At 43.8% G+C, this 24,290-nt stretch carries 25 protein-coding genes; 16 read left to right on the top strand and 9 right to left on the bottom strand.

The features are described 5' to 3' along the window. Window positions 1-90: 90 nt before the first annotated feature. Window positions 91-2,385 carry a 5-methyltetrahydropteroyltriglutamate--homocysteine S-methyltransferase gene (metE, locus tag BLS69_RS09275; RefSeq protein ID WP_091030670.1) on the bottom strand — a complete coding sequence of 765 codons (2,295 nt, stop codon included), beginning with the start codon at window positions 2,383-2,385 and terminating at the stop codon, window positions 91-93. Between the two features lie 274 nt (window positions 2,386-2,659). On the opposite strand from metE, the gene BLS69_RS32920 reads away from it, so the two are divergent. Together BLS69_RS32920 and BLS69_RS09265 are read left to right on the top strand one after the other, a co-directional pair. Next, window positions 2,660-2,902 (top strand): DUF3888 domain-containing protein, encoded by a 243-nt coding sequence (locus BLS69_RS32920; RefSeq protein WP_371129068.1) that lies wholly within the window; start codon window positions 2,660-2,662, stop codon window positions 2,900-2,902. A 16-nt stretch (window positions 2,903-2,918) separates the two neighbouring features. Next, a complete protein-coding gene (locus tag BLS69_RS09265) occupies window positions 2,919-3,542 on the top strand; it encodes a hypothetical protein (RefSeq protein ID WP_091030664.1) in 624 nt (207 codons plus the stop codon). Window positions 3,543-3,609: 67 nt separating this feature from the next. On the opposite strand, the gene BLS69_RS09260 is transcribed toward BLS69_RS09265, so the two are convergent. After that, window positions 3,610-4,275, bottom strand: coding sequence for an MBL fold metallo-hydrolase (locus BLS69_RS09260; protein WP_091030660.1), 666 nt, complete (start codon window positions 4,273-4,275; stop codon window positions 3,610-3,612). A gap of 218 nt (window positions 4,276-4,493) precedes the next feature. On the opposite strand from BLS69_RS09260, the gene BLS69_RS09255 reads away from it, so the two are divergent. Next, window positions 4,494-4,964, top strand: coding sequence for a GNAT family N-acetyltransferase (locus tag BLS69_RS09255; protein ID WP_074095010.1), 471 nt, complete (start codon window positions 4,494-4,496; stop codon window positions 4,962-4,964). Between the two features lie 142 nt (window positions 4,965-5,106). Here the strand turns inward: BLS69_RS09255 and BLS69_RS09250 are convergent, their stop codons facing one another. Continuing rightward, a complete protein-coding gene (locus tag BLS69_RS09250; RefSeq protein ID WP_026081085.1) occupies window positions 5,107-5,472 on the bottom strand; it encodes a winged helix-turn-helix transcriptional regulator in 366 nt (121 codons plus the stop codon). A gap of 105 nt (window positions 5,473-5,577) precedes the next feature. Between BLS69_RS09250 and BLS69_RS09245 the strand changes: the two genes are divergently transcribed. Both BLS69_RS09245 and BLS69_RS09240 read left to right on the top strand, forming a co-directional pair. After that, a complete protein-coding gene (locus BLS69_RS09245) occupies window positions 5,578-6,435 on the top strand; it encodes an arginase family protein (RefSeq protein WP_091030658.1) in 858 nt (285 codons plus the stop codon). Window positions 6,436-6,573: 138 nt separating this feature from the next. Further along, the gene (locus tag BLS69_RS09240) at window positions 6,574-7,752 is read left to right on the top strand and encodes an MFS transporter (protein ID WP_091030655.1); all 1,179 of its coding nucleotides are present in this window, start codon (window positions 6,574-6,576) and stop codon (window positions 7,750-7,752) included. An 86-nt stretch (window positions 7,753-7,838) separates the two neighbouring features. Here the strand turns inward: BLS69_RS09240 and BLS69_RS09235 are convergent, their stop codons facing one another. Further along, on the bottom strand, window positions 7,839-8,651 hold the full coding sequence (locus tag BLS69_RS09235; RefSeq protein WP_036608062.1) for an undecaprenyl-diphosphate phosphatase: 813 nt from the start codon (window positions 8,649-8,651) through the stop codon (window positions 7,839-7,841). A gap of 211 nt (window positions 8,652-8,862) precedes the next feature. Here BLS69_RS09235 and BLS69_RS09230 point away from each other — a divergent pair, with 211 nt between their 5' ends. The 5 genes from BLS69_RS09230 (at window position 8,863) to BLS69_RS09210 (ending at window position 12,816) form a co-directional block, all read left to right on the top strand. Next, on the top strand, window positions 8,863-9,891 hold the full coding sequence (locus BLS69_RS09230; RefSeq protein WP_091030654.1) for an ABC transporter substrate-binding protein: 1,029 nt from the start codon (window positions 8,863-8,865) through the stop codon (window positions 9,889-9,891). Window positions 9,892-10,075: 184 nt separating this feature from the next. After that, on the top strand, window positions 10,076-10,501 hold the full coding sequence (locus BLS69_RS09225; RefSeq protein WP_017688556.1) for a MarR family winged helix-turn-helix transcriptional regulator: 426 nt from the start codon (window positions 10,076-10,078) through the stop codon (window positions 10,499-10,501). A 139-nt stretch (window positions 10,502-10,640) separates the two neighbouring features. Beyond that, complete coding sequence (locus BLS69_RS09220) at window positions 10,641-11,285, top strand: SDR family oxidoreductase (RefSeq protein WP_091030651.1); 645 nt, start codon at window positions 10,641-10,643, stop codon at window positions 11,283-11,285. A 51-nt stretch (window positions 11,286-11,336) separates the two neighbouring features. Further along, a complete protein-coding gene (locus BLS69_RS09215) occupies window positions 11,337-11,681 on the top strand; it encodes a rhodanese-like domain-containing protein (protein ID WP_091030648.1) in 345 nt (114 codons plus the stop codon). 112 nt (window positions 11,682-11,793) lie between these two features. Continuing rightward, window positions 11,794-12,816 carry an NADH:flavin oxidoreductase/NADH oxidase gene (locus BLS69_RS09210; RefSeq protein WP_091030646.1) on the top strand — a complete coding sequence of 341 codons (1,023 nt, stop codon included), beginning with the start codon at window positions 11,794-11,796 and terminating at the stop codon, window positions 12,814-12,816. A 131-nt stretch (window positions 12,817-12,947) separates the two neighbouring features. Here the strand turns inward: BLS69_RS09210 and BLS69_RS09205 are convergent, their stop codons facing one another. Continuing rightward, window positions 12,948-13,871, bottom strand: coding sequence for an AraC family transcriptional regulator (locus BLS69_RS09205; protein WP_091030644.1), 924 nt, complete (start codon window positions 13,869-13,871; stop codon window positions 12,948-12,950). A 290-nt stretch (window positions 13,872-14,161) separates the two neighbouring features. Here BLS69_RS09205 and BLS69_RS09200 point away from each other — a divergent pair, with 290 nt between their 5' ends. Then, window positions 14,162-14,740: a TetR/AcrR family transcriptional regulator gene (locus BLS69_RS09200; protein WP_091030641.1), complete on the top strand. Its 579-nt coding sequence runs from the start codon at window positions 14,162-14,164 to the stop codon at window positions 14,738-14,740. Window positions 14,741-14,838: 98 nt separating this feature from the next. Here BLS69_RS09200 and BLS69_RS09195 read toward each other — a convergent pair whose 3' ends face one another. Further along, on the bottom strand, window positions 14,839-15,252 hold the full coding sequence (locus BLS69_RS09195; protein ID WP_091030638.1) for a MerR family transcriptional regulator: 414 nt from the start codon (window positions 15,250-15,252) through the stop codon (window positions 14,839-14,841). A 192-nt stretch (window positions 15,253-15,444) separates the two neighbouring features. Between BLS69_RS09195 and BLS69_RS09190 the strand changes: the two genes are divergently transcribed. From BLS69_RS09190 to BLS69_RS09180, 3 genes are all read left to right on the top strand, one after another. Beyond that, a complete protein-coding gene (locus BLS69_RS09190; RefSeq protein WP_091030636.1) occupies window positions 15,445-16,485 on the top strand; it encodes an NAD(P)-dependent alcohol dehydrogenase in 1,041 nt (346 codons plus the stop codon). A gap of 184 nt (window positions 16,486-16,669) precedes the next feature. Next, on the top strand, window positions 16,670-16,978 hold the full coding sequence (locus BLS69_RS09185) for an HIT family protein (RefSeq protein WP_256332263.1): 309 nt from the start codon (window positions 16,670-16,672) through the stop codon (window positions 16,976-16,978). 293 nt (window positions 16,979-17,271) lie between these two features. Then, the gene (locus BLS69_RS09180; RefSeq protein ID WP_091030634.1) at window positions 17,272-17,643 is read left to right on the top strand and encodes an iron chaperone; all 372 of its coding nucleotides are present in this window, start codon (window positions 17,272-17,274) and stop codon (window positions 17,641-17,643) included. Between the two features lie 72 nt (window positions 17,644-17,715). Here the strand turns inward: BLS69_RS09180 and BLS69_RS09175 are convergent, their stop codons facing one another. Further along, on the bottom strand, window positions 17,716-18,696 hold the full coding sequence (locus BLS69_RS09175) for an aldo/keto reductase (protein WP_091030631.1): 981 nt from the start codon (window positions 18,694-18,696) through the stop codon (window positions 17,716-17,718). A 413-nt stretch (window positions 18,697-19,109) separates the two neighbouring features. Here BLS69_RS09175 and helD point away from each other — a divergent pair, with 413 nt between their 5' ends. Continuing rightward, entirely contained in the window at window positions 19,110-21,524 is a 2,415-nt protein-coding gene (helD, locus tag BLS69_RS09170) for an RNA polymerase recycling motor HelD (protein WP_091030629.1), read from the top strand. Between the two features lie 221 nt (window positions 21,525-21,745). Next, window positions 21,746-22,450, top strand: a complete 705-nt coding sequence (locus BLS69_RS09165) for an SDR family oxidoreductase (RefSeq protein ID WP_091030627.1) — start codon at window positions 21,746-21,748, stop codon at window positions 22,448-22,450. Window positions 22,451-22,566: 116 nt separating this feature from the next. Here the strand turns inward: BLS69_RS09165 and BLS69_RS09160 are convergent, their stop codons facing one another. Together BLS69_RS09160 and BLS69_RS09155 are read right to left on the bottom strand one after the other, a co-directional pair. Beyond that, window positions 22,567-23,397 (bottom strand): carbohydrate ABC transporter permease, encoded by an 831-nt coding sequence (locus BLS69_RS09160; protein ID WP_017688542.1) that lies wholly within the window; start codon window positions 23,395-23,397, stop codon window positions 22,567-22,569. A 1-nt stretch (window position 23,398) separates the two neighbouring features. Continuing rightward, on the bottom strand, window positions 23,399-24,271 hold the full coding sequence (locus BLS69_RS09155) for a carbohydrate ABC transporter permease (protein WP_036670879.1): 873 nt from the start codon (window positions 24,269-24,271) through the stop codon (window positions 23,399-23,401). Window positions 24,272-24,290: the final 19 nt, after the last annotated feature.

Raw genomic sequence — 24,290 nt, 5'->3', positions numbered from 1 at the left:
AATATAACATAAAAAGGCGGACACCCATCTAACGAAGGGGTGTCCGCCTTTGCTACTTTTGCTTTTGAAGATATGCTGCTTCGCAGCCGATTACAATACAGCAGCTGAAGCGTGATTGGTACGAGCGATTCTGGTTGCATCAACCATGTTGCGCAGAGAAGCAACCGTTTCTTCTTGTCCACGGGTTTTCAATCCGCAGTCCGGGTTAATCCAGAACAGCTTCGGATCAAGAACACGCAGGGCACGTTCAATCATGCTGCTCATTTCATCTACACTCGGAACACGTGGACTATGGATATCATATACGCCAAGACCGATACCGAGCTCATACGTATTTTCTTCAAAACTATGAATCAGTTCACCGTGACTACGGGATGTCTCAATGGAGATAACATCCGCATCCATAGCTTCAATGGAATCAATCATGTCATGGAATTCGCAATAGCACATATGTGTATGAATTTGAGTCGTTTCATGCACCGTGCACGTGGAGATACGGAACGCTTTGACTGCCCAAGCCAGGTAGTCGGCTTGTTCATTTTCTTTCAACGGAAGCCCTTCACGAACAGCCGGCTCGTCAACCTGGATCATGCCAATGCCTGCCTGTTCAAGTGCTTCGACTTCCTGTCTCAACGCATACGCCAATTGATAGGCAATCTGCTCACGAGCAATGTCTTCGCGTACGAATGACCAGTTCATGATGGTAATCGGGCCAGTGAGCATGCCTTTGACAGGACGCTCAGTCTGCGATTGGGCATATTTCGTTTCTTCAACCGTCATTTCACCAGTAAACGCAACATCTCCGAAGATGATAGGTGGCTTCACGCAACGGGAACCATATGATTGTACCCAGCCGAACTGTGTAAAGGCAAAACCGGCAAGTTTCTCGCCAAAGAATTCAACCATGTCGGTACGCTCAAACTCACCATGCACCAGTACGTCAATTCCGATCTCTTCTTGAATCTTGATCCAGATATCAATCTGATCCCGGATGAAGGCAGCATACTGTTCGTTGTTCAACTCACCCTTGCGCCACAACTGACGTGCTTTTCTGACTTCAGCAGATTGTGGGAAACTACCTATCGTTGTTGTCGGGAAGAGTGGCAATTGCCATTTGGCCTGTTGGGCTTCATGACGCTCTGCAAAAGGACGGGAGCGCTCTGGCTGTTGAACACTGATGGAAGCAACGGCTTTCTGTACAGCGGTACGGTTCCGATCTTCGGATTGCTGAAGCGCTTGAAGGGTAAGCTCAGCTTCGTCTATTTTGGCGGTAATCTCTGCACTTGGTGAAGATAAGGCTGTAGTCAAAAGAACAATCTCATCCAGCTTTTCATCTGCAAATGCAAGAGCATTTTTCAGTTCGGGTGTAAGTTTTACCTCACGTTCTGTTGTAACTGGCACATGCAGCAGGCTGCAAGATGATTGCACGATGATACGTTCAGGTGTCACGAACTCAGTTAATTCATTCAGCAAGTTCAGTTTTGCTTGAAGGGAAGCTTTCCAGATCCCACGTCCATCAATAATACCTGCACCGAGCACTTTGTCTGCCGGGAAACCGGATGTCCGAATGGATTGTGTGTTACCAGAGAGTCCGTGTACAAAATCAAGTCCTACACCTTGAACTGGCAGTGCAACAATATCGTTGTAGTTTTCGACAGATTCAAAGTACGTTTGCAACATAATATTCAGGCCTGGAACGGCTGCGGCAAATGTTTTATATATTTTATTCAGACGCTGTACGTCTTCATTGCTTAATTTGGTTACCAGGATAGGTTCATCGATCTGCACCCACTGAACGCCTTCGCTTGCAAGTTCTTGAAGCAATTGAGTGTAAAGTGGCAGCAAGCGGTCCAACCAAGCATCTGTCTCGGATTTATCATAACCTTTGGAGAGCTTCAGGAAGGTTAGCGGTCCAACAATAACCGGTTTACCTTCAATGCCGAGTTTTTCTTTTGCTTCACGATAAGCGAGAAGTGGTTTGTTTTCCGTCAGAGTTGGGGAAGCCCCGTCCAGTTCAGGTACTATGTAGTGGTAGTTGGTGTTAAACCATTTTGTCATTTCACTTGCTGCGGCATCTTTTGTTCCCCGGGCAATGCCATAATATACGGACAACGGAACGGAACCACCATCATAAGCAAAACGTTTAGGAATAATGCCAAACATCACGGCCGTATCCAGGATATGATCATAATAGCTAAAGTCATTAACCGGAATGATGTCGATGCCTTTCGCTTGTTGCTTGCGCAAATGATCGATACGAATCTCCTGCAAACGTGCGTGAAATTCTGTTTCCTCCAGCTTACCTGCCCAGAACGCTTCCAACGCTTTCTTCCATTCCCGATCAGCACCAATACGCGGATATCCCAATACACTGCTTTTTGTCATCGTTTAAAACCCCTCTGCTTTTATGTTACACAAAATTTATCACAGATTCAGAGTTATAATGTAATTCCATTAAATTATACCTAGTTATAGCCTGAGGCTATATCCAAAGGTGTATGCTTCATAAGTTGAATTAACGAGTATTTACACTTGCCACTCCGATGACAGAATAACCTTCCAACTCAGCTAAGGATAAATAATAGATCGTAATCATATTTTGTATGCTTTTGCATTCGCTCGGGATAATAGAAAGTAAAAAGGTGGATGAGTATGGTAAATTGCCTGTGAGATTACCAACTATTATCAGGAAAATCATATGCCGGTACCTAGCTACGGGCTATATGATATCCACGTATTGGAACTTAAAAGGTGCACACAAGGTGGTTATAATTTTCGAACGGTTCTGGAAATCAGTACGTTCTACGGTCCACATAACCCGCCAAATGCGAAAGAGATCATTACGTTTGAAATAGACCCCACTAATGTTACAATGATTAACTATGTTCATACGAATGATTGAAAGGAAGGCGGTACGCATGAATCTGTATCACATCCAGTCCACCGTACACGGAGTCAACAGAGTAGCATCATTTCTGGAAGACAATTATATTGGTATTGCTTGGTCAGGTACAGGGGATCTGGAGCAAACGCCCCCGGAGTTATGGAAGGAACAGTTAGTTCAACACTATAGCTTGGATGAAGCAGAATTGGCGAGCACACACGCGACACTACATATGTTTGCTAACCTCATGCAGGATGGAGATTATGTATTAATTAGCGATGATGAATGGACGTATGTTGGGGATATCGGGGATTATTATTACGACGATTCCGCTGGCACAGAAAACGACTTGATCTGTCACCGTCGGGGAATTACATGGTTGGGTCGTATTCCTCTCGCTGAGCTGAATGACAAAGTGCAGGCACTGCAAAATGATTCAGCCATCCTTGCGAAGTTTGAGTATCCCATATCACAAGCACAGCTGGATCGAGGTCTTGCAGTCAGTATAACAGCCGAAGCAACCAACTCTCTCTCAACAGGGGTAGATGAAGCCACGATTCAAACAGCTCTCCAGGTGCTGAGAGAAGCGTTACACAGTGAAGAAGAAGAGCTTCGAATTCGTGCGGCTACAGCCATTTTGCAGTATGCCAAACAATAGGAAGACTATGCTAAGAATGGTTTCTGGGTTTAGACGGTAACCATTCGCGGATCAGCAAATTTACTATTTATAACCCTTGAGTAAGTTCTGAGATCTGTTCATTTACATTCACATGACTTCGTCCACCGTGGTAACAAATCACAGATGAAATGTCGAGTTCCATATACTTTTTCAAGGAGCAACGAGCCGTTTCGATATCCAGCGTAGTAGGTTCATGAATGCCTCCAAGCCTGCCGTCTACACTATACATTGAATCTCCGGCGATGAGCGTCTTGCTGCCCATCAAATATAGACTGATATGACCTGGCGTATGACCAGGTGTATGAATCACGTGAATTCCGCCGCAAAACGGCAGTTCCTGACCATCAATTAGAGTTTCATCTACTTTGCCCTTTGGAGGATGCTCAAGCTGACTGTCTTTCAGAAGAGGGAGCTGTCCCTCAATATATGGCTTATCCAGCTCATGCGCATATATCTTGACTTGTGAGTAACACTCCTGCAAAATCTCGGGAAGACACCCGATATGGTCCACATCCTGATGCGTCAATATCACTGCTTTGAGTCGGCTGATCGGCACACCAATCTTTTCGAGTGCGATACGCAAATCGTCATATTGTCCAGGGAATCCGGTATCAATTAACACGGCCGTTTCTTCATCCCATATTAGAACAGGGTGAATCAAATTCCCCTCAAAATCAAGCTGAAGCATCGTTATTCCCTTTGAAATTTCCATAATATCAGACCTCCGAGAGTTGAAATTCATATACATCGTTGCTTGTTATATTTCTTATGTAAACGAATAAAGACGGCAATAAGATACGTTCGGGTATTTATAGGGTGTACTTATAGAAATATTCAATGAATTGGGGAATTGACGCTTGCTGTTGGGAATGATAATTTAGATATATCATTTAAACCAATAAGTCCAATAAGATAAAGGGGGTATGTGGGATGACACATATCGTGCATGCAGCAGCTGAAGATATTCGGAGCGAAGATTCGCTGTTATTGATCAAGGAACTGAGTGAAGAACTCGGTTTGTTATATGGCGGTGATGGAACGGCGGGATTTCAACTGTCAGACGTTGAGGTGCCACGTGCGGCTTTTATCGTTGCCAGGATCGACGGGTATCCGGTCGGTTGCGGAGCACTTAGACCCCTTGATGATACATCTGTAGAAGTTAAACGCATGTATACACGCAGTGGTTACCGCCGTAAGGGGATTGCCCAGGCGATATTGGCCGAGGCAGAGCGTCTTGCGAACGAACTTGGTTATACCAATCTGAAACTGCAAACAGGGCCCTTGCAGCCAGAAGCTGCAGCGCTGTATGAGCGTGTAGGGTATTACCGAATTCCTGTTTTCAGTGGCAATTGGGACAGAGTGTTGGCCTACCAGAAAGATCTGGTACACGAAAAAGTATAATTCTACGAATTACAGCTTTTATTTCCTGAACGGACAGAGGAACACAAGATAAAAGTAAAAAAGTCGCCGATTGGCGACTTTTTGCATTTTAACATACTGCATTTACTCCAATTATCTCATCTGAAAATACAGACAAAAGCGTTTAATCCGTTGCGCTATTATTGATCGAAGGTTCTTGGTGTTGGACACCCCATTCGCATAGTCCTTCCAAAACGGGCAATAACGTTTCAGCTTTGGCTGTCAGACGGTACTCGACTTTAGGAGGGACTTGGGGATATTCTTTCCGCTCCACCATACCATCTGCTTCCAATTCTTTGAGCTGTGAACTCAGCGTTTTATACGTGATGGCGCCGATCTGTCTTTTAAGTTCATTGAAGCGGACAGGCTGGTTATCAGCCAGAAGATACATAATCACCATTTTCCATTTGCCACCAATAACGGACAACGTGTATCCAAAAGGGGTATCTTGAATATTTTTAACTTTACCGTGGTATTCAGCCATACTCATCATTCACACTATCCTTCCGGGTAGTACCTATCCTAAAAGACCGTACTATTTATTTGTTTGGGCTCAGTTTATACTAACCTTACTTTGAAGTAAAGGGGATTTACGATGACTCAAAAAACAATACGTTTACTTATGCCACAATGGCAAGGTGGAGATAATCCTAACTACTCTTTTGGAGCGGAGCTGCTTGCATGGCTTGCACCTGACAATGATCAACCTCTCATTCATGTTCCTGTTGAGGCTTATGATGGAACATCTCTGGTAAGCGAGAACGGGATAAAAGGCAGAACACAGCTACTTCAGCAATTGCAGGCTGCCCAGCATATTATTCAAGCTCACCAGCCGGATCGCATTGTCATGTTTGGCGGTGACTGTTTGGTTGAACAAGCCCCGTTTGCTTATTTAAATGAACGATATGGCGGAGAACTTGGTTTGATATGGATTGATGCACATGGTGATTTGGTTAGATACGAGGGCTATGACAACGGTCATACTTTACCGCTTGGGAACCTTCTTGGGGAAGGCGATCCGGAGTTTGCCAAACATGTGAGTGTCCCCTTGAAGCCTGAACATGTCTTCATGGCCGGGTTGACAACCCCTACGGAACAGGAAACCGAAGTAATTCAAAGATTGGGTATCCGAACGGCTGGAACTGAAGAATTAACCCATGGCATGGATTCGATTAAGAAGTGGATTAAAGAGACTGGGTTCAAACATCTGGCAATTCACCTTGATCTGGATGTGCTTGATCCCAACATGTTCCGTTCATTGTTATTCGCCAAACCAGGGGAACCTTATGTGTTTTCACCGGCGGGAACCATGCAATTACCTCACTTGCTTCATCTGATCAAAGAACTGTCTAAAGAATCAGATGTGGTGGGATTAGGGATAACTGAGCATATGCCGTGGGATGCCATTAACTTGAAGAATTTGCTTGGAGAAATTCCTATTTTGAACCAGTGATGTAGGATAACAAAAATATATCAGAATACTGATATAACGAGTCAAAATATAGGAAGATTACAGATAAAAATATCAATATTATTATATGGGTGGTTCAAAGCGAATCAGAAATTAAACAAACTGAGGAGAGACACCCAGATGGTCACGTTATTGTTAATCATTATTTATCTCGCATTTATAGGGCTGGGATTACCTGATGCTTTACTTGGCAGTGCCTGGTCCGTTATGAAAAACGATATACATGCGACAACAGAAATGGCTGGTTACATATCGCTAATCATTTCATTTAGTACAGTAGTGTCCAGTCTGTCCGCCAGCCGATTGTTACACCGGTTCGGAACGGGTAAAGTCACATTATTCAGTATCCTCTCAACAACGATCGCGCTGTTGGGATTCTCATTCTCTGAGAATTTTGTGTTTTTACTGATTCTGGCGGTCCCTCTCGGCTTAGGTGCAGGTTCGGTGGATGCGGCACTAAGTAATTATGTAGCCTTGCATTTCAAGGCCAAGCATATGAACTGGTTGCATTGTTTCTGGGGAATTGGCGCAGTGACAGGCCCACTCGTTATGGCATATTGGCTGAATCAAGCAAACAACTGGCGTGCAGGATACGTTACTGTGGGATTGATTTTGCTTGGGATCGTGGTGATCTTATTATCAACATTGTCTCTATGGAAGATTTTTGAGAAGGGAAGAGTAGAGGGGTCAGGCGATGAGAAGAAACGCGTAAGCAACCGTGAGGCCATACGTATCCCCGGCGTGAAAATGTCGATGCTTGCGATGCTCTGTTACAACGGTTCCGAAACTGCTGCCGGTCTGTGGATGGCTTCTTTCTTCATTGTTAGCAAAGGAGTTTCTCCAGGTACTGCCGCAGCACTATCCTCTCTATTTTTCATTGGCATTATCTTGGGACGCATAATCTCAGGTTTTCTTTCGACTCATGTATCCAGCAAAAATCTCATCAGGTATGGTGGAATCATTGGATGCTTCGGATTGGTTATCCTGGTTATGCCCATTCCTTACTGGATTGCCGCTGGGGCTTTATTTATCGTGGGATTGGGAGGAGCACCGATCTATCCGAGTATTGTTCATGCGACACCGGAACGCTTCGGCGAGAAGGCATCCCCAAGTGTAATAGGACTCGAAATGGCCAGTGCCTACACAGGTTCAACACTCATCCCGTTAGGTATGGGGCTCATTGCAAGCGAATGGGGAATGTCAATGGTACCCCTGATTCTGCTGATTCTGTTCAGTGTCATGTACGCGGCAACAGAGCTGGTTAACAGAAGCAACAAGGCTACGCGTCTGACCGTCTAACTCTTGCTATAGGTCATTAAGGTTCTGCCACTATACAACAAAGGAACAACCATCGCTGGTTGTTCCTTTTGGTGTGTGGACTTTTTTTATAAGAAAATCAGCAACAATGTTCCTGCGGCAAAACAGTAATACGAAAAGTATTTCAGGTTGCCTTTGGCCATAATGCCCATAAACCATCTCATGGAGAAATACGTGACAAAAAGTGTCGTGATGAATGCGATCAGATAAGGAATAGCCAGTTGTGATCGATTCGGATCATTGGCAATGTCGGATACACCCATAATGAGTCCACCGATACTTATGGGAATGTACAGCATAAAGGAGAACTTCAAAGCGGTTTCCTGTTTCATGCCGACAGCGATGGACGCAATTACAGTTGCCCCTGAGCGGCTAATGCCCGGAATAAGAGCGACCGCCTGAGCCAGACCTACCAACAGTGCATCTTTCGTAGACAGATCACCGTCTTGCTTGCGCCCACGAAGATTACGAATAAGCCACAAGGCAACCCCGGTGATTAATAACGCGATGGAAACGGTATAAACGGACGAGAAAATTTCTTCAATCCGGTCTTTGAACAGGACTGCAACGACAGCAGCAGGGATCGTACCAATAATTATGTATAAGCAAAACATGAAGTCAGCTCGATATTCTTCTTTACGAGTACGCAGGTAACCCAATGCACCAATAATCAACTTTTTGATATCTTCCCGGAAAATAAAAATAATAGCGATAAGTGATGCTGTGTTTGTTAAAATCTCAAATGACAATCCATTCTGCTTGATGCCCATCAGTTTCTGGGCGATGATCAGATGACCGCTTGAGGACACGGGAATCGGCTCCGTTGCACCTTGAACAATACCTAAAAATAAATACTTTAACCACAATATAATCTCTTCCATGTTGTCCTCCTTGAATACGTTTCATTGGCTTTCCAATGATCTCTCTTTTTAATAAAAGTGACTTGTCTACTCTATTGATGATAGCTGTTTAACTTGGTGACTTGCAAGTTAGAGTTCATAGAGAGAGGGAAATAAACATAGCTTGTCAAATCCTGCATAGCATGATATCGTTGATAACGATTATCAATATCAACGAAAAGGTGGGTTTATTTTGTGTAAACAGATAAAATCAATATGGATCATGATGGCACTCATCTTCCTGATTGTACTTAGTGCATGTGGTCAGTCTGCGACGACCAATAGTACAACCGGTGATAGCGCGAATGCAGCTGCGGAGACAGAAACCAAGACGAACTCGGATTCAGCTTCTTCAGCTGATAAAGCGGCAACTGCCGAAGAGGAACTTGTTACATATCAATCGGATGCAGGAGAAGTACAGGTACCGAAGAATCCTAAGCGCATTATTGATTTGACATCATTTTCGACAGGGTACTTTGTTGCCCTGGATGCACCAGTAGTCGGCGCTTTATCAGGAGCGATGAACAACAAATATATCAAGGATCAACTTGTAGCAGCGGGCACCAGTGATCTGGGTCAAGAGCCTACACCAGAGAAACTAATCAGTTTAAAACCGGACTTATTTATCGTGTACACTGGAACAGAGGGCATCGACAAGCTGGAGCAGATTGCGCCTGTTGTACAGATTGCATATGGTAAGCGCAATTTCAAGGATCTGATGCTTGAAATTGGCAAGCTCACCAATAGAGAAGACGCAGCTAAAGCTTGGAATGCTAAATGGGAAGCGAAGATCAACGAACTGAAGCCCAAGGTTCAGGAAGCTGTAGGCGATCGCACCGTTTCCATACTGAATCCATACGCCAAAGGATTATTTGTATTCGGTCATAACTATGGTCGAGGCGGTGAAATTATTTACGGGGAGTTTGGTCTCAAGGCACCAGCCAAGGCCCAAGCTGAAGCGATTGACAGCGGAACTGGATGGGCTTCAATCTCCATGGAACTATTACCGGAGTATGCAGGTGATATCATCTTTACCAGCCCGTGGTCGGGAGATAAAACTGATCCCAAGATTGTATATGACAATACATTATGGAAGAACTTGCCTGCGGTGAAGGCAAATCATGTGTTCCAGCTTGACCCGACCTCAGACTCATACAACGATCCATTAACGTTGGAAGGTCAGCTGCAATTTATTTCCGATAGCCTGCTTACCGCGAAGTAAGATTACTGCATAAATGGTAATACTGGAGCATTTCCAAAAATCGTTACAAGATGGGGAAATGCTCTTCTTATGAGATTAGAATGTTATATACGTCGATCTTGGATGGATTTTGACCAATGTAATTAAGCTTGATACAATAGGATAACAGCTGATGAACATTAAATATCAAGTGGGGTGATCCAGATTGCAGCAAAAGAGTGAACGTTTGAATGTTTGGTTGGCTTTCTCTAACATTCATACCCATCTGAACGAGAAGCTGGAACAAGCTCTGCTTCAACAATATGACTTATCTTTGAAGGAATTTTATGTGTTAAACTTCATATATAATGCGGAGGGTAAGGAATTACGCCTACAGCAACTTCAAGAACTAGTGGGGTTGAGCCAAAGTGCTACTTCCAGGCTCGTCGTTAGGATGGAAGCCAAAGACTGTGGGGCTCTGGAAAGACATGCATGTGAAGATGACCGGCGTGGCATTTACACTCGTATTACGGAGCTTGGAGAGAATAAATACAAGAAAGCACTTCAAACGTTTAATCAGGTCTTGCAAACTGAATTGGAACAGGATGGATTTGAGACTCGATTAGAGAACCTCACTAAAGAATTGTTCTAAGGCTAGGGTGAATATAGGGTAATGTAATCATTTACCCTATAAGAAGACTTGACACTCATTAAAATATCCATTAAATTAAATGCATGCGCATGAATTTAATGTGGATGCGGTGATTCATGTATAAAGGGGGTATTTGAACATGAAGGTATTCGTCGTTGGATCAAATGGACAGATTGGTCAACAGCTTATTCATCTTTTGAAGAATAGTGAAGAACACACCGTTCTTGCCATGGTACGAAAACAAGAACAGGTAGATTCATTTGCAGCACAGGGTGTGGAAACGGTGCTTGCCAACTTGGAAGGTAAGGTTGACTCACTTGTAGCTGCTGCAACGGGTTGTGACGCAATTGTATTTGCAGCTGGCTCTGGTGGTACAACGGGATATGATAAAACACTCCTCATTGATCTGGATGGTGCCGGGAAAACTATTGAAGCGGCTCAAAAAGCGGGTATTGATCGATTTATTATGGTGAGTGCGATCCAAGCCAATAATCGTGAGAACTGGCATGATAACACCCTTCCATATTATGCAGCGAAGCACTATGCTGATAAATTGTTAGAGATCAGTGGATTAACATATACCATTATACGTCCAGGGATTCTAATGAATGAACCAGGAACAGGTAAAATTTCTGCTGCCGAGAATATCACAACCGGTAACATTGCTCGTGAAGATGTAGCTCATGTGATTTTGGCCAGTTTGAGTGAGAAGAATACCTACAAGCGTTCATTTGATCTAATCGCTGGTGAGGATACAATATCTGAGGCATTGATTAGGCTTTGATGCAAAACAAAATTTTCGACGATATGAGAAGAGTTAAGAGAGGGCTTTACAATGATTATGTTGATGCTTTTGACCTTCATATTAGGTATCTTCATCGTTGTACGTCAAATTTGGCCATTGCGCAATCTTGAATATATAGATTATGAAGTATTTCTCAGACATGAGCGTGATTTTCGGCAGTATAAAGTGATTGATATTCGAGATGCGACGGATTATATGGCTAATCCTACTCCGGATACGATTAACATCTCATTGGGACGGCTTGCTTTCACATGGGAAAAATACCTTCTTCGAGAAGATAACGTAATTATAATGTCACCTGGTATGCTTCAATCCAAAAAGGCTGTCCGTATTTTGCGAAAGCATGGATTTGAATGTCTTTATGTGATGAAGTAAAAGTTAAATGTGAGTTCTAAATCATACGGAGTTATTAATTGTAGGCATTGATTCGATGCTTGCGCATGCATTTTTATTATACGTGATTCATGAAAAGGGGAGTTTTATTTTGATGACAGATTTGTTTAGTCCATATTCTTTTAAAAGCCTAGAGCTTAAAAACCGTGTCGTAATGGCTCCAATGCGCCAATATTCAGTTGAGCAAAAAGATGGTATTGCAACAGATTGGCATTATATGCACTACGTTAGTCGTGCCGTGGGAGGAACAGGTCTCATTATCATTGAAATGACAGATGTGGAACCGGATGGCCGGATCTCAGATTATGATCTTGGACTGTGGTCGGATGAACAGATCCCAGCTCTGAAGCGGATCGTCGATGCGTGTCACAGTTATGGTGCCAAGGTCGGTATTCAGATTGCTCATGCGGGCCGCAAAGCAGAAGATGCCGAAGTTCCAGTTGCTCCATCCGCGATCGCCTTTGATGAGAATTCCAAGCAACCTAGAGCGCTCACAACGGATGAAGTTAAAGGAATGGTTGAAAAATTCCGGAGTGCTGTAGCTCGTGCTGTAAAAGCGGGCTTTGATACAATTGAGATTCATGGTGCACATGGTTACTTAATTCATCAATTCCATTCTCCACTAACAAACAAGCGAGAAGATGAATATGGTCAAGATTTAACTTTATTCGGCCGGGAGATTATTCAGGCTGCGAAGGCAGAGATGCCCGAGGATATGCCCTTGATGATGCGTATTTCAGCCAAAGAATATGTAGAAGGTGGTTATGGCATTAACGAAAGTTCCGAGTTTGCCAAAGCATATAAACAGGCAGGCGTTGACGTATTTGACATCTCATCTGGTGGCGAGGGACCTATTGCTGCATGGGGCAGACCAGGAACTCACGCGGCTTATCAAGTACCTCTCGCTAAAGCAATCAAAGAGGCTCTTGATGTGCCTGTGATTGCTGTTGGAAGACTCGATGATCCTACGTTGGCAAATGCAGTCATCGGCAATGAAGAAGCTGATCTCGTTGCAGTTGGCAGAGGTCTGTTAAGAAATCCTTACTGGGCCTTGGAAGCTGCGACTGCTTTGCGCAAGACAACGGAAGTTCCAAAACAATATACGACTGGTTTTTAATTATTGATAATTTAACGATTAATGATCTTCATTAATACATGAATAAGAAAGGACTCCTCTGACAAAACAGAAGGAGTCCTTTCTGCGGTTAACCCAAGCAAGATGAAGGAACGATACTAACCAGTAACCAGTCAAGAGATGGTAGTCGTTTCATCGGCTCTGCCTCTCAAGCGTTTAATATCTTCTCTGGGCGGATATCCGAACATACGAGAATATTCACGACTGAATTGGGAAGGACTCTCGTAACCTACCTGAAATGCTACATCTGCTGCATCGGTGGATTTGGATAATAACAAGCGGCGAGCTTCTTGCAGCCTCAGTTGTTTTTGAAACTGAATCGGGCTCATGGCAGTCACTTCTTTAAAGTGTCTGTGCAGCGAAGCAGTACTCATATTCGCCAAATCCGCCAGATCCTCGACCCGAAAATTTTTATCAGAGTGATTCATAATATATTCAATAACGTCTCTGATTCGATAGGTATGGCTGCCCTCCATGGTAGCTTGCTCCAGGGCAATCCCATGTGGGCCCTTCAGAACTTTATAGAGAATTTCCTTTTTGAACAAAGGAGCGAGTAGTGGAATATCTTCCGAATGATCTTCCAACAAACGGGCTAACCTGATGACTGCATCCAGCAGAGATGGCTCGGCTTGGCTGACAAACATCGCACGTCTCGTCGTTTTCCGCGGTCTTGCTGGGAAATCAGAATGGTTCAATACTTCCAGAATCTCACTGGATGTGAATTCAAGTTTCAGCGCCAGATAGGGAGCCTCAGACGAGGCTTGAATCACTTGTCCACTAACCGGCAAGTCAACGGTTGCCACGATATAACTTCCTGGACCATACCGGAAACGATCCTGTCCCAGCAGGACCTCTTTTTCACCCTGAACGATAATGCAAAAGGATGGTTCATTAACTCTAAATATAGGTTCAGTAACGACCGATTCACGGATTAGAAATAATGAGGGGATAGCCGTAGGGTGCACCCCGTCCTTGTCAGACAAACGGTCAATGAGTGTGGCTAATTCGTTTTGTTGTTCGTGTATTTGATCAGACATACGTAGTTCTCCTTTTTCGACACAACATAATAAGTTACATTCTATCGTATATAGACCCTGGGCGGTAGAAAACGGATAGGAATAGGCAAACATTTGATGTGAATGGATAAGACATGCTGATTGTTGGTTACATATTCACAAGTACACAGGTCATGATATACAACAAGTACAGAAGATATACACTTACGGATCAGCTAATACATGATCAGATGAGAATGAAAAGAGGTATCTGCATCTTTTATTTACTGATCGTTCCCGATGTGTTAGATTGATTTTAGGAGGGAAGTCGAATGGCTAGAAGTAAAGAGTTTGAAGTGAACGAAGTGTTGGATAAAGCAATGAAGATCTTCTGGGAACAAGGTTACGAGAAAACGTCGATGAGTGACCTGGTTGAGCATATGGGAATTCATCGCAGAAGTATATATGATACATTTGACGACAAACATTCGCTGTTCTTGCAGGCAATGGATCGTTACAGCGGTAAGGTCAGCACCACATTACTTGCAGAAATCAAGGCATCCAAGACGGCAGTGGAAGCACTGCATAAAATTTTCGATGTTATGATCAGTGAAGCAGAGGATACACCATCGGGTTGCTTGATCGTGAACTCGGCGGTAGAGTTAGGCACACGTGATCCGGACGTGGACATCCGATCTCTTGAATCTTTTAGCGAAGCTGAGCGAATGTTCGAGCAGATTATTCAATGGGGACAGCGGGAGGGAGAATTCTCCTCTGATCATGATGCGAAGGAAATGGCAGAGTACCTGCACAATATTTCCGTTGGCATCAGAGCCATGGCGAGAACCTCGACCGATAAGGAAAAATTAAACCGGATTATCGATGTATCGATGAAACTTTTGGAGAAATGATGAGCAGAGACGTACCCATAAAAGTAGCTTGAAATCCGTTAGAGGACTTCAAGCTACTTTTTTTGACGCTAATTTTAGAAAAGAGAAAGCTTAATCCATCAATTGGTGATGGCATTTTCTATCGGTTTAATTTTATGAATCTCTTCGGTCCCAGCCTCCAAAGCTGTTTCATAGTAGGAGCGTTTGTGCTCGATGACTTCCATGGTTTTTCTTAGTTCCTCCATTTGTGCTTCCACAATAGCTTTTCGCTCCGTAAACATGTCATATCTTTGCTTCAGTGTGGAGTCCCCTTCAGAGCACCATACAATGAAGTCCTTAATGTCTTTAATAGGCATCCCGGTCAGCTTCAGACATTGAATGATCTTTAAAAAGTCGATGTCTGAATCTTTGAACAACCGTGTTCCGCTCGTAGTACGTTCTACAAAAGGCATGAGTCCTTCCTTATCATAGTAACGCAATGTATATACCGTAAGGTCTAATTTTTTGGCAACTTCACCGATTGAATAGGGCATTTAGAATGAATTCCTTTCTACTTGGGGTAGACCTCGAGTTAACTCTAGGATTGATCCGAGTGAATTCTAACATGTTGGATAACTGGATGTCAAAGTACGTTGGAGATAAAAAAATAAGATAAACATTTGACCTAGAGTTAACTAGAGGGGGTAAGATAACTTTGAACTTTAAATTACTAGGAGGTTATCCCATTGATTATAGCTAAAGCCAGAGCCGTTGACGGACCAGACCAACAATTCAGAAGTGCTGAAATTAAACGACGTGATCTGGATACCAATGATGTATTAATCGAGATTAAATATGCCGGTATCTGCCATTCTGACATCCATACTGCCCACGGTGAATGGGGTCCTGTGAATTATCCACTCGTTCCTGGACACGAGATTGCCGGGATTGTAACCGATGTAGGAACCGGAGTCTCCAAATATAAGGTTGGTGACCGAGTAGGGGTCGGATGTATGGTGGACTCTTGTGGTGAATGTGTTAACTGTCGCAAAGGTGAAGAGCAATACTGTCTCAAAGGAAATATTCAAACTTACGCTGGAGTAGACAAATACGGTGAGCCTACGCAAGGTGGATATTCAACTCATATTGTTGTCGTAGAGGATTTCGTCGTTCGCATCCCTGATAACATTGCACTTGATGCTGCTGCACCTTTGCTGTGTGCCGGTATTACGACGTATTCACCACTTCATCACTGGGGAGCTGGCCCAGGTAAGAAGGTTGCCGTTGTAGGTATGGGTGGTCTAGGTCATATGGCTGTCAAAATTGCACATGCGATGGGCGCGGAAGTAACGGTTCTCTCCCAATCATTGAGCAAAAAAGAAGATGGACTGCAATTTGGTGCAGATCACTACTATGCTACAAGCGAACCGGAAACATTCGAGAAACTTGCAGGCACATTTGATCTGATGATTAACACGGTGAGTGCGAATATTGACATTAACGCTTATTTCTCATTGCTCACGCTGGATGGTACACTCGTGAACGTGGGTGCTCCTGCAGAGCCTTTAGCTGTTAATGTATTTTCTCTTATTGGTCATCGCCGTTCATTCGCAGGATCCATGATTGGTGGCATTCGTGAGACGCAGGAAATGCTCGATTTCTGTGCAGAACATGATATTGCACCTAACATTGAGGTCATCTCCGCTAACCAGATTGACGAAGCTTACAAGCGTGTACTGGCTTCCGACGTGAAATATCGCTTTGTTATTGATATTAGCACTATGTAAGTGTGAACTGTGTAATAGTGATAGTTAAAGATAGAAGAAAGCAGCTGCCGTCAAGGTCAGCTGCTTTTTGCTTTTCAGTTTGTTAATTGCTGATCATTCTACAACCCGCGCCCTTTTCGCAACGAACAGAAGTGGCATACGTCTAATAACTAGATGAAAAAATGAAAGGAGTGGAATGAGAAAGATGAAAGCATCATTTTCACATCAGCCTGAAGGGTACGAATGTCCATTTTGTCGTATTTGGGGTATCGAGCGACCTGATCAGGGAACTAAACAAATGGATATCATCTATCAGAATGAAAAGGTAACGGCATTTATAGCAGGCAAATGGTGGCCAAACAATAAAGGACATGTTCTTATTATTCCGAATCAACATTTCGAAAACATCTTTGAACTCCCTGCGGATTACGCTGTTGAAATTCACCGCGCGGCTCAGCTTACAGCATTTGCAATGAAAAGTACATATGGATGTGATGGGATTTCGACACGGTAACATAATGAACCTGCTGGCAATCAAGACGTGTGGCATTATCATCTGCATGTTTACCCTAGATACGTGAATGATCAACTGTATCTGTCAAATGGTTCTCAGTCCGATCCAGATGAACGCGCTTTCTATGCGAATAAGTTGCGTTCTTGGATAAAGGAAAACATTTAAAGTCTAGCAGGCTGCTCATTTTTTGTTGAGTTATCGGGCAGATAAGGGTTTTTGAATTTGATATTCATGATAGAATGAGTTTGAATGGGGCAAATTAAATAGTATATTTCATGATATAGGGGGAACCAATGGAGACCTTTGCAGAATTTATAGCACGCATCGATAACCCGGAACAACAGGCACGAACGGAAGAAGTCTTGAACTGGGTCACTGAAAAATTCCCGAATTTAAAACAAAAAATAGCCTGGAACCAACCGATGTTTACCGACCATGAGACCTTCATCATTGGTTTTAGTGTATCCAAGCAACATTTGGCTGTTGCTCCCGAGAAGGCAGGAATTAATCGTTTTTCGGAAGAGATCACGCAGGCGGGTTACGATCATACCAAAGAATTGATACGGATGAAGTGGAAACAGGAGATTGATTTTGAGTTACTTGAGAGAATGATTGAGTTCAATATAGCGGATAAGGCAGAATGTTCAACATTTTGGCGTAAATAAATCGCGATAAAAAGAAGACCCCAACTTCCGGATACGGAAAGATGAGGTCTTCTATATTTTAAGCAAAAGCGATTATTGAGCACCTACAACAGGGTGAGGTACATAGGGCTCTTCAAGGAACGTAACATCTTCTGAGGTCAACTTAACGGAAAGAGCGCCTACCGCATTTTCCAAATGCGATATTTTGGTGGCACCGATAATTGGAGCCGCTACAGTGTCTTTTTGTAGCAACCACGCAAGTGCAATGTGTGTGCGAGGGACACCGTATTTTTCCGCAATGGATGCAACTCGTTCAACAACAATTCGATCTGCATCACTGGTCGCATTGTACTTGGATTTCTGAATTTGGTCTGTCTCGGATCGAAGCGTGGATACGGACCAGTCACGGGTTAATCTGCCTGAAGCAAGAGGACTGTAGGGAGTTACACCAATCTTTTCTTCCTTGCATAAAGGCAACATTTCACGTTCCTCTTCACGGTAGATGAGGTTCAAGTGGTTTTGCATGGAGACAAACTTGGTCCAACCGTGTTTCTCTGCTACATGTAATGCTTTTTGGAACTGCCATGCAAACATGGCTGAAGCGCCAATATATCTCACTTTACCCGACTTCACCACATCATGTAAGGCTTCCATGGTTTCTTCAATAGGCGTATTGTAGTCCCAACGATGAATGATATAGAGATCCACATAATCGGTTTCCAATCGTTTAAGGCTTTTATCAATCTCACTCAGGATGGCTTTTCTGGAAAGGCCAGAACCGTTGGGTCCTTTATGCATTTGTCCGTGTACTTTGGTAGCAATGACAACCTCATCCCGATTTGCATAATCTTTTAACGCCCGACCAAGATACTCCTCGCTTGTACCCAGAGAATATATATTCGCTGTATCAAAGAAATTAATGCCTAGATCCAACGCTTTTTTGATCACGGGGCGAGAATTTTCTTCATTCAATACCCATTCATGAACCCATTTACTGGCGTCCCCAAATCCCATACATCCCAAGCAAAATCGAGATACGTCCAAGCCTGTGTTACCAAGTTTCGTATATTCCATGTTATGTTCAAATCCTTTCTAATGTTTATTATTGCCACCTGTATGGTGATCTATTTACACATTATTATGTCATAACGAATGAACCAGCGTGTACCACATTTCTATCAAAGTTTTGCCTAATCCTATCAGAATCCAATCCTAGAATCTGTTAGATAGAGGACATAAAAAAAGATGCCCCCAGTGTAGCTCAAGGGACATCTATTTAATATAAATTATTTTTCAACTCAGACAGAACAGAAAAAAAGCATTGAACGTGAAAAAAAGCCATGATATAATCTATAGCGCAATTGACATTTCTATTGAATATAAAGGGTGAATCATTATTTCTCCTAATTTAATTTTACATCCGACATTCCGATTTGTCAATGCTCTTTTTTTGGTCCTAATAAATGGAAAAGGGAGTGGACTTATTCATGGATAAAACAAACGATTGGAAGTTGGAAGAGGAAAGATTAGTACAGGTGAGGAACAAGCTTCAGGCAAGACTCGACGAGTTAGAACCGAAGGTTGCCGGACTGCATGAACAGGCTGCCGAAATTCGTAAACGGTTCTGGGAAGAAGTGACGATCAATACGAGTTCGTACAGTGATTTTGAAGATGCATTCTATACCATTAATCAGCAGTCCAGAGTGTTGGCCGAGAGGGAGCGCGGGCACAAGCTGTTAACACAACAATGGAAAAATACAAAGAGACTGCTTCCAACGCCGTATTTTGGCCGTTTCGACTATAAGGAAAAAGGCATGACATTGACTGAACAGATCTACATCGGCGTATCATCCTTCATGGATGAAGATGGATTGAACTTTCTAATCTATGACTGGCGTACGCCAATTGCGAGTCTGTACTATGATCACTCTCCCGGGCCAGCAAGTTATGACACACCTTCAGGACGAATTGAAGGAAAGATGGAGCTCAAGCGTCAATTTCAGATTCAACATGGGCAGCTTCATAGCATGTTTGATTCAACTGAGACGATTGGTGACGAATTGTTGCAGCAAGTGCTCGCCAAGGGTGCAGACTCACAAATGAAGAGCATTGTAGCAACGATCCAGAAGGAACAAAACGCCATTATTCGTGATGACCGAAGCCGAATGCTTATCGTTCAAGGGGCAGCTGGCAGTGGCAAGACGTCCGCTGCGTTACAGCGAGTGGCCTACTTACTATACAAACATCGCCAGACCGTCAAAGCAGATCAGATTGTACTTTTCTCCCCGAATCCGATGTTTACCAGTTATACTTCCACCGTGCTCCCGGAACTTGGCGAAGAAAATATGCAGCAGACGACTTTCCAGGAATATCTGAATTATTGGCTGGATTCCTCCTTACGACCAGAGGATGCCTTTGATCAGATTGAATATGTGCTGACAGCCCAAGAAGATCCGGGATATGAAGCTCGTCTGGAGGCGATTAAGTACAAAGCTTCCGAGACATTCCTGCAAGTGCTCCAAAACTACGGTAAGTGGCTGGGGCGGGAGGGCATGCGGTTCAACGGCATTCAATTTCGGGGACGTGAATTCATCACTTCAGATCGAATCAAGACCCAATTTTACAGTTTGGATCAAAATCTTACCTTGTCCAACCGCATACTTCTTTTGCAGGAATGGTTGCTGAGAGAACTTGTTTCGCTGGAACGTCTGGAACGGGAAGCAGACTGGGTTCTGGAGGAGTTGAATTATCTGGACACAGAAGAGTACGTGGAAGCTTTCCGCATGTTGCACAAAGAAAAGCCTGTGTTTGATGTGGCGGAAAAATACGCAGCACGAGATAACGGGAATAACAGTGCAATGCAAGATGAGGGTGCCTTTAACTTTGCAGTGCAGGAAGAGGAGTTGCTTCGTCAGAAACTGGTGAAAGACATGTTTAAACCTTTAAGGAAGAGTGTGCGGAAATTCCAGTTCGTGGATGTGAAAGGCATATACGAACAACTATTTGTAGATGAAGCCGCTTATCGAGAACAAACGAATGGGGCAATCCCCCCACAGCACTGGCCTGAGATTTGTAAACAGACCAAGGCCATGATCCTTCAGAACAAGCTGTTCCATGAGGATGCTACTCCGTATTTATATGTAAAAGAGATGATCGAAGGCGTCCGGACAAACACAGAGATTCGTTATGTCTTTGTTGATGAAGGCCAGGATTATTCGGCGTTTCAATATGAATATCTTAAAAAGCTGTTTCCTCGTGCCCGCATGACGGTGCTGGGGGATTTCGGGCAAGCGATCTTTATGCAGGCTACGGATTTGGCAGCATCCAACTCGCCACTGGTTCACCTTTACGGAGAAGGCGAAACTACATTGATACGCCTTGTACGCAGTTATCGTTCAACCAAAGAGATTGTTGAATTCACGAGACAGATGTTACCAGGGGGAGAAGAGATAAGACCGTTTGAAAGGGGAGATCAGAAGCCTCTTTTAACAAAATTGAAGGACGAAAATCTGCGTGGTACACAGATTCTCGCAGACATCGCCGCGCTTAAGGCGGAGGGGTTTGATTCCATCGCTGTGATTACAAAGACCGCGGCTGAAAGTCGTGATGCCTATGAAAGGTTGCAAAGTCAAGGCGGCGAAGGGTTACAGCTCATAACAAAGGATACACAGATTTTCGAAAAAGGAATCATGGTTATTCCTGTGTATCTCGCCAAAGGCGTTGAGTTCGATGCTGTCCTGGTCTATGATGCTTCACCCGTTGCTTACAGCCAGGAATATGATCGCAAGCTTCTGTATACGGCCTGCACACGAGCCATGCACCGACTTCATCTATATACAGTGAGTGACTGGTCACCATTTGTGCAGGCGTTACCTGCGAATCTGTATGACATAAAATCATAATCCATATGTAAATCCGTTCTCAATGAAGGACCAAAGAAAGATGCTCGGAGCCTTTTTTCAAAGGTTATCGGGCATCTTCTTTTTATAAAGACATGAATCATAAAAGTTATTCTTTACTGATCGTTCCCGATGTGATAGATTGTTATTGGGAGTTATGAGAATGATCATTCCCATAACAGCTCAAAAATGAATACATTCTCAATGAGAGGGAGTAATAATAAATGAATATTTCCAAACAAGTTGCTATTGTAAGTGGGGCTAATCGAGGGTTGGGCAAGGAACTTGCTCTTGAACTGCTGGCGAGGGGAACCAAAGTGTATGCTGGCGCACGAAACCCTGAATCTATTGATCTGCCGGGGGTTATTCCACTGCAACTCGATATTACGGATCCACAATCTGTCATGGCTGCAGCTGAGGTAGCTAGTGATGTAACCCTTCTAATCAATAATGCTGGTTCCGCTACGGGTGCTTCTCTGCTCACGGGTGAGCTGAACGATATTCACTTGGAATTCAATACACATGTATTCGGGACGCTTTCAATGATTCGTGCGTTTGCACCGGTGATAGAGAAGAATGGGGGAGGGTCGATACTGAATATCCTGTCCGCTCTATCTTGGCTCAGCCTTGGTAACTCAGGTGCATATTCAGCTGCAAAATCCGCTCAGTGGGGAATTACGAATGCATTACGTCTGGAGTTAGCCCCTAAGAACGTTAGCGTTGCCGGATTGCACGTAGCGTTCATGGATACGGATATGACGGCAGGTATCGACGCACCGAAAACGAACCCAACTGATATTGCCAAAATTGCAATAGATTCCATCGAAGCGGATCTCTACGAGATTCTTGCTGATGATACCAGTCGGAATGTACAACAGGGTCTTGCTGGTGGTGTTGCAGCCCTTTACCCACAATTGTTTCAAAAATAGAGAGGTGTAGATACATTTTCTCGCTATAAATAAACAACCCCCACCAGATATGGTGGGGGTTGAGTACGTCATGAATACTCCAATTCTATTCCTTGAGAGCCGTGAGAATATAAGGCTTAACCTTTAACCGCACCGGCAGTGAGGCCGCTGACAATATATTTTTGCCCAAATAGATACAGAATGAATACAGGCAACGAAGTGAGCACGAGATTGGCAAAGATCAGGTTCCAGTCCCGGCTATATTTGCCGTAGAAATTGTAGATCGACAGTGGCATCGTCCATGTGGAACTGTCTGTCAGGAAGTATACCGGAATCGTGATGTCATTCCAGACGGACATGAACACCATGATGGCTACCGTTGCGTTAACGGGCAGAATGAGCGGTGTGACGATGCGGAAGAACACCCCGAACACACTTGCTCCTTCCAGAAATGCCACTTCGTCCAGTGCTCGTGGAATGGTTTTGATGAATCCACTATACAAGAATACACTGAAGGCTGTATTTAACGCGGCGTAGATTAGGATAACACTTGTGATGCTGCCGTAGAATCCCAATCCCTGTACAACACGTATGGTCGTAATAATCGACATTGGCGCAATCAATCCCATGAAGAAATACATGTAGATCGTGCCGGATAGTTTGGTTTCCCGACGTGCCAGAATGAATGCCGCTGCCGAAGAAGCAACGATATTAATGATGGAAGATACGCCAGTAATCAAAATGCTGTTGAAGAACGCTCGCGACAGTCCGCCTTCCTGGAAGACACGAACATAGTTCGAGAACTGCCATGTTTCCGGAAAACTCAAGGAGAAGCTAAGTACTTCAGCACTGGTTTTGAATGAACCAAAGATCAGAATGACAAGCGGCAACAGAACGATAAGGGAGGCCAGAATCAGGAAACCTTCCACGATATAGTTGCGGATGGCGAGTTTGCGTGTATAGCCCATGTTATTCCGTAACCTCCTTACGCCGCATGAAGATCAATAGCGGTATAGCAATAATGGTAACGACCACGAAGAGAAGTGTGTTGACCGCGGTACCGAGTCCCCAGTTGCCTTCGCCGAAAGATCGCAGAATGATCGTACCTACGACCTGGGAAGCGTTACCCGGGCCACCACCGGTCATGACATATACTTCAGAGAATACTTTGAGTCCACCAATCAATGTCAGCATCAGGTTAATATTAATCGCGGGCAGCAAGAGTGGTAGTGTGATTTTGAAAAAACTTCTCCACGAACTTGCGCCATCGATCTTGGCTGCCTCGTAATACTCTTGAGAAATGGACTGCAGACCAGCCAGATAGATAGCCATCTGGAACCCGGCACTCTGCCAGATAGATACGATGGCAATTGTCCAGATAACAATCGATGGGTTAGTAAGCCAAGCTTGGCTTAATGAATGTAACCCTACAGATTCCAACAAATTGTTGATTGTACCTTCGGTACGCAACATGGGAGTGAACAGAATGCTGATCACAAGGATGCTGAGAATGGAAGGGGAGTAGAAGATCGCGCGCAGCAGGTTCTTTGTTCTTAATCGCATGTTAAGTCCTACAGCCAGTAACAAACCGATGACATTTTTGCCAACAACGGTGACGATTGCAAATATCGCCGTGTTTTTCAGCGCCAGAATAAGCGTTTTGTCCGAAAAAATTTTCTGGAAATTATCCCACCCAATGAACTTCAGCTCCAGCCGATCCAGCCGCCAATCCGTGAATGAATAATAGAAAGCGGCGAGAGCAGGCACAACAAAAAAGATGGAGTAGATAATCAGTGCGGGAAATATCATATAATACGAGTACAGATTTTTAGTCCTTTTCATGTCTCACACTCCGTTATAG

The organism is Paenibacillus sp. CF095, assembly GCF_900101225.1.
In the GTDB taxonomy this organism is placed as follows: Bacteria; Bacillota; Bacilli; order Paenibacillales; family Paenibacillaceae; genus Paenibacillus.
The sequence above is the reverse complement of the archived record's forward strand: the minus strand, read 5'-3'. Positions and strand labels throughout refer to the sequence as shown.

Coding starts and splice junctions, on each gene's coding strand:
- metE (WP_091030670.1), bottom strand. CDS start 2,385: ATGACAAAAAGCAGTGTATTGGGATATCCGCGTATTGGTGCTGATCGG.
- BLS69_RS09265 (WP_091030664.1), top strand. CDS start 2,919: ATGAATCTGTATCACATCCAGTCCACCGTACACGGAGTCAACAGAGTA.
- BLS69_RS09260 (WP_091030660.1), bottom strand. CDS start 4,275: ATGGAAATTTCAAAGGGAATAACGATGCTTCAGCTTGATTTTGAGGGG.
- BLS69_RS09255 (WP_074095010.1), top strand. CDS start 4,494: ATGACACATATCGTGCATGCAGCAGCTGAAGATATTCGGAGCGAAGAT.
- BLS69_RS09250 (WP_026081085.1), bottom strand. CDS start 5,472: ATGAGTATGGCTGAATACCACGGTAAAGTTAAAAATATTCAAGATACC.
- BLS69_RS09245 (WP_091030658.1), top strand. CDS start 5,578: ATGACTCAAAAAACAATACGTTTACTTATGCCACAATGGCAAGGTGGA.
- BLS69_RS09240 (WP_091030655.1), top strand. CDS start 6,574: ATGGTCACGTTATTGTTAATCATTATTTATCTCGCATTTATAGGGCTG.
- BLS69_RS09235 (WP_036608062.1), bottom strand. CDS start 8,651: ATGGAAGAGATTATATTGTGGTTAAAGTATTTATTTTTAGGTATTGTT.
- BLS69_RS09220 (WP_091030651.1), top strand. CDS start 10,641: ATGAAGGTATTCGTCGTTGGATCAAATGGACAGATTGGTCAACAGCTT.
- BLS69_RS09215 (WP_091030648.1), top strand. CDS start 11,337: ATGATTATGTTGATGCTTTTGACCTTCATATTAGGTATCTTCATCGTT.
- BLS69_RS09210 (WP_091030646.1), top strand. CDS start 11,794: ATGACAGATTTGTTTAGTCCATATTCTTTTAAAAGCCTAGAGCTTAAA.
- BLS69_RS09205 (WP_091030644.1), bottom strand. CDS start 13,871: ATGTCTGATCAAATACACGAACAACAAAACGAATTAGCCACACTCATT.
- BLS69_RS09200 (WP_091030641.1), top strand. CDS start 14,162: ATGGCTAGAAGTAAAGAGTTTGAAGTGAACGAAGTGTTGGATAAAGCA.
- BLS69_RS09195 (WP_091030638.1), bottom strand. CDS start 15,252: ATGCCCTATTCAATCGGTGAAGTTGCCAAAAAATTAGACCTTACGGTA.
- BLS69_RS09185 (WP_256332263.1), top strand. CDS start 16,670: ATGAAAGCATCATTTTCACATCAGCCTGAAGGGTACGAATGTCCATTT.
- BLS69_RS09180 (WP_091030634.1), top strand. CDS start 17,272: ATGGAGACCTTTGCAGAATTTATAGCACGCATCGATAACCCGGAACAA.
- BLS69_RS09175 (WP_091030631.1), bottom strand. CDS start 18,696: ATGGAATATACGAAACTTGGTAACACAGGCTTGGACGTATCTCGATTT.
- helD (WP_091030629.1), top strand. CDS start 19,110: ATGGATAAAACAAACGATTGGAAGTTGGAAGAGGAAAGATTAGTACAG.
- BLS69_RS09165 (WP_091030627.1), top strand. CDS start 21,746: ATGAATATTTCCAAACAAGTTGCTATTGTAAGTGGGGCTAATCGAGGG.
- BLS69_RS09160 (WP_017688542.1), bottom strand. CDS start 23,397: ATGGGCTATACACGCAAACTCGCCATCCGCAACTATATCGTGGAAGGT.
- BLS69_RS09155 (WP_036670879.1), bottom strand. CDS start 24,271: ATGAAAAGGACTAAAAATCTGTACTCGTATTATATGATATTTCCCGCA.